We start from the raw sequence: 13,120 nt of genomic DNA, 5'->3' as shown, positions 1-13,120 counted from the left end.
TTAGGCCGTCACATCCCGGCGGGAAGACAGCACTTTATCGATCATGCCGTAGGCGCGAGCCTCTTCCGCCGACATGAAGTTGTCGCGTTCGGTGTCGGACTGCACCCGCTCCAGCGCCTGGCCGGAATGCTTGGCCAACAGCTCGTTCATCTTGGCCTTCACCTTGACCAGCTCGCGGGCATGGATCTCGATGTCGGTCACCTGGCCGGACAAGCCGCCGCCGTACAACAGGGGCTGGTGAATCATCACCCGGCTGTTTTCCAGCGCGAAACGCTTGCCATGGGCGCCTGCCGCCAACAGGAAGGCGCCCATGCTGGCCGCCTGCCCGATGCACAGCGTGGAAACGTCCGGCTTGATGAAGTTCATCGTATCGTAGATCGACATGCCGGCGGTAATGGAGCCGCCCGGCGAGTTGATGTAGAAATGGATGTCCTTGTCCGGATTTTCCGACTCCAGGAACAGCATCTGCGCCACAACCAGGTTAGCCGACTCGTCCGTGACGGGGCCGACCAGGAAGACGATGCGCTCCTTCAGTAGGCGAGAGTAGATGTCATAGGCGCGTTCGCCGCGTCCGCTCTGCTCCACCACCATGGGCACCAGGCCCAGACCTTGCGGTTCCATCATAGATTTCATCGGCCACTCCTATTTGTTATCAGGCTTGGCTGCCCATCAGTTCGTCGAAGGACAGCTCCTTCGCTACTACATTGGCCTGAGACAGCACAAATTCAACCACGTTGTCTTCCAAAACCATGGAAGTCGGGCCTTCGAGGCGGTCGGCGCTCTCGTAGTACCAGGCCAGCACGTCTTCCGGCTGCTCGTAGCTGTCGGCGAATTCGGTGATCATCGCGCGCACTTGCTCCGGCTTGGCTTCCAGCTTGTTGCTATCCACCACTTCGGACAGGATCAGGCCCAGCTTGACGCGGCGCTCGGCTTGAGCAGTGAACAGCTCCGGCGGGAACGGCATGTCTTTGACGTTCATGCCTCGCTGTTGCATTTCGCGACGAGCCTGCTCCACCAGACGGCCGATCTCCAGGCCAACCAGCGCCTTCGGCAGTTCGATTTCGGTGGCGTCGATCAGCGCTTGCATCACGTTTTCCTTGATGCGGGCCTGCAGACGACGCTTCACTTCGCGTTCGACGTTCTTGCGGATTTCGCCGCGCATCTTTTCCACGTCGCCTTCGGTGATGCCCAGGGCCTTGGCGAAATCGGCGTCCACTTCCGGCAGCGCCGCTTCGGCCACGTTCTTGACCAGAATTTCGAACACGGCGGTTTTGCCGGCCACGTCCTTGCCATGGTAGTCAGCCGGGAAGCTCACTTCCACGCTCTTGATGTCGCCTTCCTTGGCGCCGATCACGCCGGCTTCGAATTCCGGCAGCATCTGGCCTTGGCCCAGCACGAACGGGAAGTTCTCAGCGGAACCGCCTTCGAAGGCCACGCCGTCGATGGCGCCCTTGAAGTCGATGATCACGCGGTCGCCTTCGGCGGCTTCGCGCTCAACGCGGTTGAAGCGGGTGCGCTGCTTACGCAGAATGTCGATGGTCTTCTCGATTTCGGCGTCGCCGACGGTCACGGCCGGCTTTTCGATTTCCTTGCCAACCAGTTCGCCAACCTTCACTTCCGGGTAGATTTCGAAAGTGGCGGCGAACTTGAAGTTTTCCTTGTCTTCGCCGGCGGCAACCGGTTCGAAACGCGGGTAACCGGCCACGCGCAGGCTTTGCTCGGTCACGGCTTGGTAGAAGCCTTGCTGAACCTGCTCACCCATCACTTCTTCACGCACCTGGGCGCCGTAGTTCATTTCCACGATCTTCAGCGGAGCCTTGCCCGGGCGGAAACCTTGGATCTTGGCACCGCGAGCCACGCGCTTCAGGCGCTCGGCCACTTGCGCTTCGATGGCGGCCATCGGCAGGGCGATATTCATGCGGCGTTCAAGATTGCTCAGAGTTTCCAGCTGTACTTGCATGTTGATTCCTTAGAGTGTGACAGGTTGTAGTCATCTGGGACGGTACGACGCCCGCCGCGCCAAGCCGGCCATGGCCGAGAGACGAGGAAACAGACGCTGCGCGGAGTTACACCGCGCACCCAACGAAACGAGGAGTATAGCACGCCAAATCAGCTTGTCTGCCCCTCTCGGCCTTTGCCGGCGCGGCTTCCACCGTTTTTTGCATACAATCCGCCGGTGGGCGCGCCGCCGGGGAGACGCTTGCAAATTGATATTGAACAGATTTCCCCGCGCAGCTCGCCTCCTCGGCGCCCGGAAATATAATCCGCCGCAAACGCATGGCGTCATCGCAAGATGGGCCCGCGGCAACAAAGCCGAGGCCTCGGACCCATAAAGAATTTCCCGCCACGCCATCAAGCAGACCGTGCCGTTGCAAGCGCATGGCAAGCCGCAGAAATAAATTGAAAGATAATCGGCAAAAGCTACCATATGGCAACGCCCTATTACCCGGACCTGCCGATGCCGCTGCCACTCTCCATCCAACGAGGCATTCACCTGTTCTTACTGTCCATCTGGGCAGCCGCATCCGCGCTGGCCGCGCCCGTCCAAGCGGAAACCGTCCCCCTGCGCTGCGCGCCGAGCGGCGAGCTTTACCATTACCGCTGGGCCTTGCTGCAATTGGCGCTGGATCACGCAAATACGGGACATGCCGATTACCGCGTCGACCAGATAGACAGCACCCTCACCTCGCAATCGCGCCTGGAGGCCATGCTGCGCGCCGGAGCGGTAGACGTATTGGCCCTGGGCCCCAACCAGGAAAGGCTGGCGGAGCTGCAACCCGTCCGGGTAGACATTCTGCGCGGCTTGCTGGGATATCGCGTCCTGCTGATCCGCAAGGCGGACCAAGCCCGTTTCCGCCAACTGAGCCCGTCCGAGCTGAAGCGGCAAATCCGCTTTGGCTTCAACAGCCAATGGGCCGACGTCGCCATCCTGCAGGCCAATGGCCTCACGCTCGTCACCTCGCCCAGCTATCCGAATCTGTTCGCCATGCTGAGCAACAAGCGCTTCGACGCCTTCCCGAGAGGCGTCAGCGAGTTCGCCAAAGAACTGGCGAGCTATGGCCATGCCTATCCGGATCTGGGCGTCGATGACAGCCATGCCCTATTCATGCGCTACCCGGTTTACTTTTGGGTGAGAAAGGGCAATGCCGAGCTGGCCAAACGCATAGAGGACGGCTTGAATCTGGCCCTGCGCGACGGATCCTTCAAAAAGCTTTTCCAGCAATACCATCAGCCGGAAATCCAGCTGTTGAAACAGGAGCGCAGAAGCGTGCTCTATCTGGAAAATCCTATGTTTCCCGGCCCGCCGCTGCCGCATGAATACAGCTGGTGGCTACCCTCCGGCATCAAGCTGCACCCCCTGCCGTAGCGCCGTCTCTCGGGAGTCGCAACCCCAAAAAACAGCCCCGCCGGCGCGTGCCGGACAGGGCTGTTTGAGCATGGCGCGAAGAGCGCGGCTTAGTTCACCGGGCAGCTGTTGCTGGCGCGGTAGTCCACCACTTTGATCTTGCCGGCGATGATGTCCTTGCGCGCGGCGACGATCTTCTTCTCCATTTCCGGCGTGACCAGCGGACGGTTGTACTTGTCCAGCGCCCAGTCCACGCCGTTTTCCTTCAGGCCCATCAGCTTGACGCTGGGCTTCCAGGTGCCGTTCTTGGCGTCGCGCATGGTTTCATACACGGCATTGTCCACGCGCTTGACCATGGAAGTCAGCACGGTGCCCGGTTGCATGTAGTTCTGATTGCTGTCCACGCCGATGTAGAACTTGCCGGAAGCCTTGGCAGCCTGCAGCGCGCCCACATTGGACAGGGCCGCGGCGGCGAAGATCACGTCCGCGCCGCGGTCGAACTGGCTCTTGGCCAGCTCATTGCCGCGCGACGGGTCGTTGAAGGCGGCCGGGGTAGTGCCCAACATGTTCTGCAGCACCACGGCCTTCGGGTTCACGTAGCGGGCGCCTTGCGCGTAGCCGCAGCCGAAGGCGCGGATCAGCGGCACATCCATGCCGCCCAGGTAACCCACCTTGCCGGTCTTGGACTTCATGGCGGCGGCCATGCCCACCAGGAAGGAGCCTTCCTGTTCCTTGAAGGCGATGCTCTGCACATTGGCGCCCTTGGCCACGGAGTCCACCAGGGTGAACTTGGTGTTAGGGAATTCCTTGGCCACGGTCTCGATAGCTTGGCTGTACGCGAAGCCCACGGCTACTACCAGGTCGGCGCCTTTGCGCGCCATATTGCGCAGCACTTGCTCTTTTTGCGCATCGTTGGTGGGCTGACCTTCGCGGTAATCGATCTTGAACTCTTTCTTGAAGCGTTCCGCGCCGGTGTAGGCGGCTTCATTGAAGCTCTTGTCGAACTTGCCGGCCTGGTCGTACACCACGGCGACGGAGAAGTCCTTGGCCAGCGCCGGGCCGGCCAGCAGAACTGCGGCTACAGCGCAGCCTGCGGTCTTGATCGCAAACGTCATTTTCATCAACTTTTCTAGTAGTAGTTTTGAGATGGGGCCGGTCGAACGCATCGATCCGGCGCTTCAACGAGGAACGCATCGCGCCTGTCGCTCCCCAGAGCGCGGCGCGGCGGGACTGAACGCGGGAGCCGCATGCCGCCGGCGGGCGGCGCATACAACTCGCCAATTGAAGCGGCGAAATTCTACCCAGCGCCACCCCTCGTGTAAACAAATATAGATAAAATTGTCGGAAAAAAATTAACCCAGCCCAGATCAAGCCGGCAAAGCCGCGTTGCGGCACAGCGCGGCGTCTTGCGCGCCTTTCTCCAACGCCAACGCTATCAGCGCCGTGATCAGATCGCGGTAAGACAGGCCGGCCGCCTCCCACAGCTTGGGGTACATGCTGATATTAGTGAAGCCGGGCAAGGTATTCAGCTCGTTGATTACCACTTCGCCGGCCGGCGTCAGGAAAACATCCACCCGCGCCATGCCGCTGCACTCCAGCGCCTGGAAGGCTTCGACGGCGATGCGCCGGATGCGCTGGCAAGCCTCGTCCGGAATGTCCGCCGGCACAGCTACGCGGGCGCCGTCTTCGTTCAGGTATTTGGTGTCGTAGGCGTAAAACTCGTCGGCAAGCACGATCTCGCCGCAGCCGCTGGCCCGAGGATGCTCATTGCCCAGCACCGCGCACTCTATCTCGCGGCCGATCACCGCCTGCTCCACCAGCACTTTGTGATCGAAACGGAAGGCCTCGTCCCGCGCCGCGCGCAGGTCTTCCGCTCGCTTCACCTTGCTCACGCCCACGGAGGAACCCTGACTGGCTGGCTTGACGAACAGCGGCAAGCCCAGTTGAGCGACAATGGCGGCCAGATCCGCCTGCGCGGCCTTGGCCCGACTCAGCGTGACGCCGGGCGCCACCTTCAGGCCGGCGTCGCGCAGCAGCCGCTTGGCCACGTCCTTGTCCATGCAGATGGCTGAGCCCAGCACGCCGGCGCCGACAAAGGGAATATTGGCCATTTTCAGCAAGCCCTGCAGCGAGCCATCCTCACCCAAGGTGCCATGCACGATAGGAAAGATCACGTCCACCTGCTCCAGCGGGCTGGCATTGGCCGCTGCCACCAGCTGGCGCGCCTTCTCGCCAGGCACCAGCGCCAAGCCCTCGCCGGTTTCGCGCAGCGCGATGCGGGCGGGATCATTCGCGTTCAGCAGGAAATTGGATGGCTGGCCCACATGCCATTGCCCTCGCTTGTCCACGCCTATCAGCAAAGCCTCGAACCTGTCTTTGTCCAGCGCCTCCAGGATATTCCTGGCGGATTGCAAAGATACCTCGTGTTCGGACGACTGGCCGCCGAAAATCAAACCTACCCGTATCTTGCCCATGGCCGCCTCCAATACCTGTTACGCGAAGGCGGCATGATAACGGAATTTCCGCTCACCCGCCGCCCTGCCCCGCTCACTCTTCAAGCGGTTCTTCGTCCGCGTCCTCCGCGCCCTCCAGCCTAAGCTGAGACGCCAGCTGCTTGTTGTTGCGTATGCCCAGCTTGCGCAGCTTCTCCGCGCGGTTGACCAGATTACCGCTGCCGCTGGACAACTGTTTCATCGCGTCGGAGAAGGTGTCGCGGCTGGTATCCAGCTGCTTGCCCAGCTTCTCCATATTGCCGACGAAGCCGACGAATTTGTCGTACATCGCCCCGCCCTGGCGCGCGATCTCCTGCGCGTTCTGGTTCTGGTACTCATAGCGCCAGATGCTGGCGACAGTACGCAGCGTGGCCAGCAGCGTGCTGGGGCCCACTATCATGATGCGGCGCTCGAAGGCCTCGTTGAACAGGCTCATATCGTGCTGCACCGCCAGCAGATAAGCCGGCTCAACGGGGATGAACATGAACACGAAGTCCAGCGTGTGCAGCTTGTACAAGTCCTGATAACGCTTCTCGGACAAGGTGCGGATATGCGCGCGGATGGCGGCGATGTGGCCTTTCAGTTCCGCCTCGCGCGCGGCGTCGCCCTCCGCAGCGGTATAGCGAACATAAGCGTTCAAGGACACCTTGGAATCCACCACCAGCTGCTTGCCTTCCGGCAGGTCTATCACCACGTCCGGCTGGTAGCGCTTGATGCCGTCCTCGGTCTCCACCACGTCCGACACTTGCACCCGGTACTCGCGATCCTTAGCCAGGCCGGAAGTTTCCAGCACCTTTTCCAGCACCATTTCGCCCCAGGTGCCCTGCGCCTTGCTGCTGGCGCCGGTCAGCGCGTTGGTCAGCGCCACCGCGTCATCGCCCAGCCGAGTGTTCAGTTCCTGCAGCCGCTTCAGCTCAGTTTCCAGCGTCAGCCGCTCCTTGCTGTCCTTGTCGTAAGTGTCCTGCACCAGCTTGCCGAAATTCTGAATTCTCTCGTGCAGAGGATTGAGCAGCATGCCCAGATTTTGCTGGTTCTGCTCGGTGAAGCGCTTGGATTTTTCTTCCAGGATGTCCCCGGCCAGCGCCTTGAACTGGTCGGACAGCGTCTGCCTCGCCTCCATCAGCAAGGCCAGCTTTTCCTGGCTCTGCTGCCTTTCCTGCTGCAAGGTGGTGGCCAGCTCCTGTTCGCGCGCGCTCAGCCGCACGATGTCCTGCCCCTGCTGCAGGCTGCGCGCCTCCAGCGCCTCCAGTACGCGGCCCTGCTCCTCGCGCGCCGCCAGTTGCGCGCCCAGCTCGCGCAGCTCCCGCTGCGCGGCGGCCAAGGCCTGCTCGCGCTCCTGCAGCAGCTTTTCCAGCTCCGGCACGCGTTGGGCGCGTGCCACGTAAGCGCCCAGCTGGGTCTGGCTATCCGCCAGTTGCCGGCTTTGCGCCTGCTGCGCGCGAACCGCCTCCTGCTCCCGCGCACGAGCCTCGTCCAACTGCGACCGCAATGCATCCAGCTGCGCCTGCATGCCGGCAGCCTGCTGACGCAAAGCCTCCAGTTCACGCACGCCCTTGCCGCGCGCCGCCCAGGCCGCCGCGCCGCCCCCCAACAGGCCCAGCAACAGGCCGATAATCAACATTTCCATGGAATTCCCGTCAGACCCCGGCCAGCCAAGCCAACCAGCGCGTTTTTGATGCGCGGCGCGAAACATGCCGCCGCTGGCGCGATAAATCGATGGCGCTCATTTTCCAGCATCCGCGCTGGAATTTCACCACCGGCAGCCAAAAAGAAACAGGCCGTCCGCCTCACCGCCTGCAACCCTCTCGCTCGTTTCTCTCACGACTTGCGGCCCTTATGCCCGGCCGCCGCTTTCGATCTCTTCACCATTGCGTCGCCGAGCTCGTACAAGAGCGATGCGCCGCCATGACAGCCGCCAGTCATCCGCCTAATGGGCTTGACTTAGGTGACGGCATCTAGGCCTAAGCAGACTTGCACGGGACAATAAATTGTGACCGGTTTACACAGAATTCCATAAGCGTCCGATTCTGGCTGCAACCTTAGCGGGCTGCGGTCTGGCCCAACTGCCGACATGGCTTGTCAATGAGCACCTGCAATCGGGAAAACTAGTTACTGTGCTGAATGAACTGTCAGGCGGCGAAATGCCCATTCACGCGATCTGGGCGAAGAGTCACTACATCCGACCCAAACTGCGCATCATTGTCGATGAGCTGCTGCAAGCGGCGCAGTCACCGAATAGTGGCTTCAGATATCGAAATTGAGAGATAGCCATTCAAAATTAGCTTATCGCCACCGGCAGCTATCTGATCGATTGCCGCCATCCGACGGGAATTATGCCTATGACCGCAAAGGCCAATCTGCAGCCAGCCTAGAGGAATCAGCGGCAGATCGTCAGCCCTTCTCATGCCAGATAAAAAACGGCTGTTTTCGTATTGGAAGCATCCATAAAAGTATCTAGCAAATGAGCGGTAATCCACACGGACATGGGTTACAGCGCGCTCTGGTCGCTCAGATTGACATCTAGCTTGCCACCGAGATAATCCGCATCGCTGACCGACTCCTGCCAGGTGGCAGACTTGCCATCTAGCGCCTCCTGAATGGCGATGTGGCTCATGCTGCTATCCGATGCGGCGCCATGCCAGTGTTCTACCTCAGGCGGAATGCGCACCACATCTCCCGACCTGATTGGTTGCAGCGGTCCGCCTGCCCGTTGCACATAACCCGTGCCTGCGGTCACTACCAGGGTCTGTCCCAGCGGATGGCTGTGCCAGTGGGTGCGAGCGCCAGCAGGAAAAGTGACTAGACCTGCCGAAGTGCGATCAGGCCCCGCCGGTGTAAACAGCATTTCAAGTTTGACCCTGCCGGTAAAAAACTCGGCAGGCGCATCCACGGTGTCGCGGCCAGAGGCGGGCGTAATCATCAAGCCTTGCTCCGAGGGCTGACTCGTATTTTGGCTCAGGGCGTTCATATGGACTCTTTCAAGGTGTTCATGTCAATCACAAAGCGGTATTTCACATCAGCCTTAAGCATGCGTTCGAAGGCCTGGTTGATGTCCTGAATGGCGATCCGCTCGATATCGGAGTGAATGCCGTGCCGGCCGCAGAAATCCAACATTTCCTGAGTTTCGGCAATGCCGCCGATCAGCGAACCGGCCAATGCCTTGCGGCGGAATACCAGCGGCCCGGTATTGAAGTTATCCAGCGGCCCCAGATAACCCACCATTACCATGGTGCCGCCGGAGGCCAGCGTCGGAATGTAGGGATTGACATCATGCTTGCAGGGCACCGTGTTGATGATGAGGTCGAAGCGGCCCGCAACGGCTGCCATCTGCTTTACATCGGTGGAAATGACGATATGGTCAGCCCCCAGCCTGCGCGCGTCGTCCTCCTTGCCCGGCGAACGGCTGAACAATGTCACCTCCGCCCCCATGGCCTTGGCCAACTTCAGTCCCATGTGTCCGAGCCCCCCCAGGCCGACAATCGCCACCTTGCTGCTCTTGCCCACTTTCCAGTGGCGCAGTGGGGAATACGTGGTGATGCCTGCGCACAGCAAGGGAGCCGCACCGGCCAGGTCCAGCGTATTCGGTACTTTCAGGACAAAGTCTTCCGCCACCACAATCTTTTCGCTATAACCGCCAAAAGTGCGCGTACCGTCTATCGGGTCGTTGTGGTTATAGGTGTAGGTAGCGCCATTCTGGCAGTACTGCTCGTGGCCATGGTCACAGGCGTCGCAGCGCTGGCAGGAGGCCACCAGGCAGCCAACACCGACGTGATCGCCCTCCTTGAAACGAGTAACGGCAGCGCCGGTGGCAATGACCCTGCCGATGATTTCATGACCGGGAACCATGGGATAATTGGCATTGCCCCAATCGTTGCGTACATTGTGGACATCGGAATGGCAGACGCCGCAATACAGAATCTCGATCACCACGTCGTCTGCACGGGGACTGCGGCGCTCAAATTGAAACGGGGCCAGCGGACTGCTGGAGGATTGTGCCGCATAACTTTTAACGCGGTAGCTCATTGTTCGGCTCTTTCTGAATGGTTCAATCGTTAATCTTGTCTCGTATCAGCTGATCGCCGCGCAATCAGGCTCCGCCCTGCGCGACCGGCTGTGCAATGTCCCCAAACCGGAAGGCTGAGGTCACGCCGCCATCCATCAGAATGTCGCTGCCCGTGATAAAAGTGCCATCCGGCCCCATCAGCAGGGCCGCGACATGGCCCACTTCGTCGGGGGTTCCCGCGCGTCCCACCGGGCTGCCGCTGATCATGCTGCGATAGCCGGCGCCACGCGGGCCGTTCAACTCGTCGTTGGCCAACGCAGTGATGATGATGCCGGGGCTGATGGTATTCACCCGCGCTCCACGCTGGCCCCAGCGTACCGCCTCGGCCATCACCCGCAGTGAGTTGGCACGTTTGGACAACTGGTAGGCATGCAGGGTGTCAAGCACTTGCCCAGGTTGCAGAAAATCCAGTTGCAGCAGTTCTTCCGCTGGCGTCAGCGCCAGTAACCGATCCTGCTGCTGACTCAGCGCCGGCAGGCGGTGGCCAGACTGCGAGGCGATGACCACGGCAGAGCCCCCGGAGGCCATGACATTGCCAAACAGCTCCAGCACCAGCGCCGTGCCATACAGATCCACCCGCAAAATGGCGGCAACCGGCGCTTGAGAGGGCGATACGCCGGCGGCGTGGATCAGCCCGGTGATCGGCCCCAGCTGGCAGGCCTGTTCCACCAATGCGCTGACAGAAGCGCGCGAACTCACGTCCACACTGGCTGCGGTGGCGCTGAAACCGGCATGGCGAAACAGTTCCACCGCCTGTTCGGCCTCTTCTATTCGTAGCGAAGCCAGCACGATCTGTTTGCCAACGCCAATTCGGCGCGCGATGGCCTGGCCGATCTGCCCGGCACCAACGACGACAAGGGTTTCTTTCATACCATCCACCTCTAGAGCAAATTGATGAGGTGACTATAAGTCGTTCAATATCAATTAAATAGCCGATAAGACCTTGCATCAGTAGCAATTTTTTATTGATAATTAGGCAGACACAGCAGGTACTCTCATGTCCATCAATGAATTGCGCTCTATCTCCATGTTTGCCAAAGCGGTAGAGCTTGGCAGCATCCGCAAGGCGGCGCAGGCCCAAGGCGTATCACCGCAAGCGGCGACTCAGACCATTGCTTTGCTGGAAAAACATCTGGGCGTGCGTCTGCTGCACCGGACTACGCGCAGCTTGGCACTGACTGAAGAAGGCCTGCAGTTTTTGGAGGATGCGCAGCCGGCGCTGGCTACATTGGAGCGCGCAGTAAGTACCGCCCGTGCGGGAAGGGAAGGGATTAGCGGTCCGCTACGCATTGTCGGGCCCAAGTCATCCTTTGCCAGCATCTTGATGCCCTTGCTGGACAGCTTTTGCCGCGAGCATCCTGGCGTTCGCCCTGATGTCCAGCTGGACGACGGCATTGGCAACTGGGTTCTGGAGCGGGTGGATGTCGGCTTTCGGATCGGGGCGTCGGCACAAGATGGGGTGATCAGCCGTCGCCTATTCCCCATCCAGCTAATCGTTTGCGCTGCCCCTGATTATCTGGCAAGGCATGGCATGCCAGAGACGCTGGAAGAGCTGGCAGGGCACCGCTGCAGTATTTTCCGCCACCCCAGTAGCGGCAAGGTTTCACCCTGGTATCTAACTATCGACGGCAGCGTGGTGCAGCGCCACTTTTCACCTGCCTTTTACAGCAACGATACCGAGCTGGAGCTGCAAGCCATGCTGGCAGGTCAGGTGATCGGACAAGTTGCTAATCTGTCGGCAGCGCCGCATATCCGTGCAGGCCGTCTGATTCCGGTACTGCTACCTTTTATGAGCGCACCCATTGCCCTGCATGTCTACTATGGCAGCCGGGCGGCACAACCCAGCCGAGTGCGGTCATTTCTCGATCTGGCCATATCGAAGTTATCTGACAGCCCAGACTATTTGCTGTCTTCAATCGAGCTGGCTGCCGCCCACGCCGCATTTGTCGCGGGACGGCATCCGCTATGAGTACGGATGCCGGATTTGCCACAAAAAAATACTGTCGAAATCCATGGTTATTCAAATCAGTGATTTCTTGCGCTTGAACGTGTCCGGATTTTTGCGCACACCTGCCATTGTTAGACAGTCAGCTTGTCGACCGCTTTGACCGAACAGCAGCCACGCCCTCCAGCCCGCACTACAACCATAAGCTTGATCCGCCCTCTTCAGGCCACACTATCAGTCCGTTTGAGGAGAGGCAGCACGCCTCCCCCCGCCGATGGATGCCTTGGAAGACAAGTGATCTAAGCCGCCGCCCAATGCTGCAGATAGACTTGCAATTCCTTGCGGCCCTGCCATTCGTTGGCGATCAGCTGGTACACCGCCTGGATGCGGTCCGGCAGCCAGTCCGCGTGGTTGAACAGCATGGCGTCGAATTCGCAGCCTTCGCGCGCCAAGCGCAGCTTCAGGTGCTTGTCGCCCACCAGCTTCTGGTTCACCACCAGGAACTGATCGTTGAAGTAAGGCACCGGAAAGCCCTGGCCCCATACTTCCGACGCCAGCGTTTCCGCCAGTTGCAGGTTCAGTTCGCGCGCGGACAGGCTGCCGTCGGTTTCTATGGTCCGGGTCAGCTGTTTTTCGTCCAGCAGCTCGCGCGCCACGGCTTCGAAGGCTTGCTGGAATTCGCCGAAGCGGCTTTCATCCAGACTCAGGCCGGCCGCCATGGCGTGGCCGCCGAATTTCAGGATCAGGCCCGGATGGCGTTTGTAGACCAGGTCCAGCGCGTCGCGCAGATGGAAGCCGGGAATGGAGCGGCCTGAGCCCTTGATCTCGCCTTCGTCGCCGGGCGCGAAGACGATGGACGGCCGGTGGAAGCGCTCCTTCAATCGGGAAGCCACAATCCCCACCACGCCCTGGTGCCAGTCGTCGCGGTACAGGCTCAGCGTGTAACGGTTGTCGGCATCGATGCCGGACAGCGCCGCCAACGCTTCCTCCTGCATGCCGGCCTCTATGCCGCGCCGCTCGCGATTGAGCTTGTCCAGCTCCTGCGCCAGCCGGGTGGCCTGCTCCTCGTTGCCGGACAGCAGGCAGGCGATGCCCAGGCTCATGTCGTCCAGCCGGCCGGCGGCGTTCAGCCGCGGCCCCAGGGTGAAACCCAGGTCGAAGGTATTGGCCTTGTAGCTGGCGCGGCCGGCCACGCGGAACAGCGCGGCGATGCCCGGCGCCATGCGGCCGGCGCGCATGCGCTTGAGGCCGTTTTCCACCAGCGTGCGGTTATT

At 60.8% G+C, this 13,120-nt stretch carries 12 protein-coding genes; 3 read left to right on the top strand and 9 right to left on the bottom strand.

All coding sequences use genetic code 11. From position 1 onward, the window contains the following. Complete coding sequence (gene clpP / locus C2I19_RS19030) at positions 1-633, bottom strand: ATP-dependent Clp endopeptidase proteolytic subunit ClpP (protein WP_046167877.1); 633 nt, start codon at positions 631-633, stop codon at positions 1-3. A gap of 19 nt (positions 634-652) precedes the next feature. Beyond that, positions 653-1,960 (bottom strand): trigger factor, encoded by a 1,308-nt coding sequence (tig, locus tag C2I19_RS19025; RefSeq protein WP_103904202.1) that lies wholly within the window; start codon positions 1,958-1,960, stop codon positions 653-655. A gap of 468 nt (positions 1,961-2,428) precedes the next feature. Here tig and C2I19_RS19020 point away from each other — a divergent pair, with 468 nt between their 5' ends. Beyond that, positions 2,429-3,367, top strand: coding sequence for a substrate-binding periplasmic protein (locus tag C2I19_RS19020; RefSeq protein ID WP_103904201.1), 939 nt, complete (start codon positions 2,429-2,431; stop codon positions 3,365-3,367). Between the two features lie 89 nt (positions 3,368-3,456). Here C2I19_RS19020 and C2I19_RS19015 read toward each other — a convergent pair whose 3' ends face one another. From C2I19_RS19015 to C2I19_RS19005, 3 genes are all read right to left on the bottom strand, one after another. Beyond that, positions 3,457-4,467: a BMP family lipoprotein gene (locus C2I19_RS19015; RefSeq protein ID WP_103904200.1), complete on the bottom strand. Its 1,011-nt coding sequence runs from the start codon at positions 4,465-4,467 to the stop codon at positions 3,457-3,459. 246 nt (positions 4,468-4,713) lie between these two features. After that, positions 4,714-5,820 carry a D-alanine--D-alanine ligase gene (gene ddlA, locus C2I19_RS19010; RefSeq protein WP_103904199.1) on the bottom strand — a complete coding sequence of 369 codons (1,107 nt, stop codon included), beginning with the start codon at positions 5,818-5,820 and terminating at the stop codon, positions 4,714-4,716. Between the two features lie 73 nt (positions 5,821-5,893). Next, positions 5,894-7,465, bottom strand: a complete 1,572-nt coding sequence (locus tag C2I19_RS19005) for a DNA recombination protein RmuC (protein ID WP_103904198.1) — start codon at positions 7,463-7,465, stop codon at positions 5,894-5,896. 397 nt (positions 7,466-7,862) lie between these two features. Here C2I19_RS19005 and C2I19_RS22910 point away from each other — a divergent pair, with 397 nt between their 5' ends. After that, positions 7,863-8,099 (top strand): LysR substrate-binding domain-containing protein, encoded by a 237-nt coding sequence (locus tag C2I19_RS22910; protein ID WP_103904197.1) that lies wholly within the window; start codon positions 7,863-7,865, stop codon positions 8,097-8,099. A 227-nt stretch (positions 8,100-8,326) separates the two neighbouring features. Here the strand turns inward: C2I19_RS22910 and C2I19_RS18995 are convergent, their stop codons facing one another. The 3 genes from C2I19_RS18995 to C2I19_RS18985 form a co-directional block, all read right to left on the bottom strand. Further along, a complete protein-coding gene (locus C2I19_RS18995; RefSeq protein WP_103904196.1) occupies positions 8,327-8,806 on the bottom strand; it encodes a (R)-mandelonitrile lyase in 480 nt (159 codons plus the stop codon). Then, positions 8,803-9,861, bottom strand: a complete 1,059-nt coding sequence (locus tag C2I19_RS18990) for an NAD(P)-dependent alcohol dehydrogenase (RefSeq protein ID WP_103904195.1) — start codon at positions 9,859-9,861, stop codon at positions 8,803-8,805. Before C2I19_RS18990 ends, C2I19_RS18995 begins: the two co-directional genes overlap by 4 nt. A gap of 64 nt (positions 9,862-9,925) precedes the next feature. Then, the gene (locus C2I19_RS18985) at positions 9,926-10,771 is read right to left on the bottom strand and encodes an SDR family oxidoreductase (protein WP_103904194.1); all 846 of its coding nucleotides are present in this window, start codon (positions 10,769-10,771) and stop codon (positions 9,926-9,928) included. Between the two features lie 127 nt (positions 10,772-10,898). Between C2I19_RS18985 and C2I19_RS18980 the strand changes: the two genes are divergently transcribed. Further along, positions 10,899-11,870 (top strand): LysR family transcriptional regulator, encoded by a 972-nt coding sequence (locus tag C2I19_RS18980; protein WP_103904193.1) that lies wholly within the window; start codon positions 10,899-10,901, stop codon positions 11,868-11,870. Between the two features lie 275 nt (positions 11,871-12,145). Here C2I19_RS18980 and C2I19_RS22650 read toward each other — a convergent pair. Then, on the bottom strand, positions 12,146-13,120 hold a 975-nt coding region (locus tag C2I19_RS22650), incomplete at its 5' end, for a single-stranded-DNA-specific exonuclease RecJ (protein ID WP_233201281.1).

The sequence above is a fragment of the Chromobacterium alticapitis genome (assembly GCF_002924365.1).
Classification (GTDB): domain Bacteria; phylum Pseudomonadota; class Gammaproteobacteria; order Burkholderiales; family Chromobacteriaceae; genus Chromobacterium; species Chromobacterium alticapitis.
Note: the sequence above shows the minus strand (reverse complement) of the source record. Positions and strands in the feature narration are given on the sequence as shown.

Excerpts from the sequence above, each read along its gene's own strand:
- clpP (WP_046167877.1), bottom strand. The coding sequence starts at position 633 with ATGAAATCTATGATGGAACCGCAAGGTCTGGGCCTGGTGCCCATGGTG.
- tig (WP_103904202.1), bottom strand. The coding sequence starts at position 1,960 with ATGCAAGTACAGCTGGAAACTCTGAGCAATCTTGAACGCCGCATGAAT.
- C2I19_RS19020 (WP_103904201.1), top strand. The coding sequence starts at position 2,429 with ATGGCAACGCCCTATTACCCGGACCTGCCGATGCCGCTGCCACTCTCC.
- C2I19_RS19015 (WP_103904200.1), bottom strand. The coding sequence starts at position 4,467 with ATGAAAATGACGTTTGCGATCAAGACCGCAGGCTGCGCTGTAGCCGCA.
- ddlA (WP_103904199.1), bottom strand. The coding sequence starts at position 5,820 with ATGGGCAAGATACGGGTAGGTTTGATTTTCGGCGGCCAGTCGTCCGAA.
- C2I19_RS19005 (WP_103904198.1), bottom strand. The coding sequence starts at position 7,465 with ATGGAAATGTTGATTATCGGCCTGTTGCTGGGCCTGTTGGGGGGCGGC.
- C2I19_RS18995 (WP_103904196.1), bottom strand. The coding sequence starts at position 8,806 with ATGAACGCCCTGAGCCAAAATACGAGTCAGCCCTCGGAGCAAGGCTTG.
- C2I19_RS18990 (WP_103904195.1), bottom strand. The coding sequence starts at position 9,861 with ATGAGCTACCGCGTTAAAAGTTATGCGGCACAATCCTCCAGCAGTCCG.
- C2I19_RS18985 (WP_103904194.1), bottom strand. The coding sequence starts at position 10,771 with ATGAAAGAAACCCTTGTCGTCGTTGGTGCCGGGCAGATCGGCCAGGCC.
- C2I19_RS18980 (WP_103904193.1), top strand. The coding sequence starts at position 10,899 with ATGTCCATCAATGAATTGCGCTCTATCTCCATGTTTGCCAAAGCGGTA.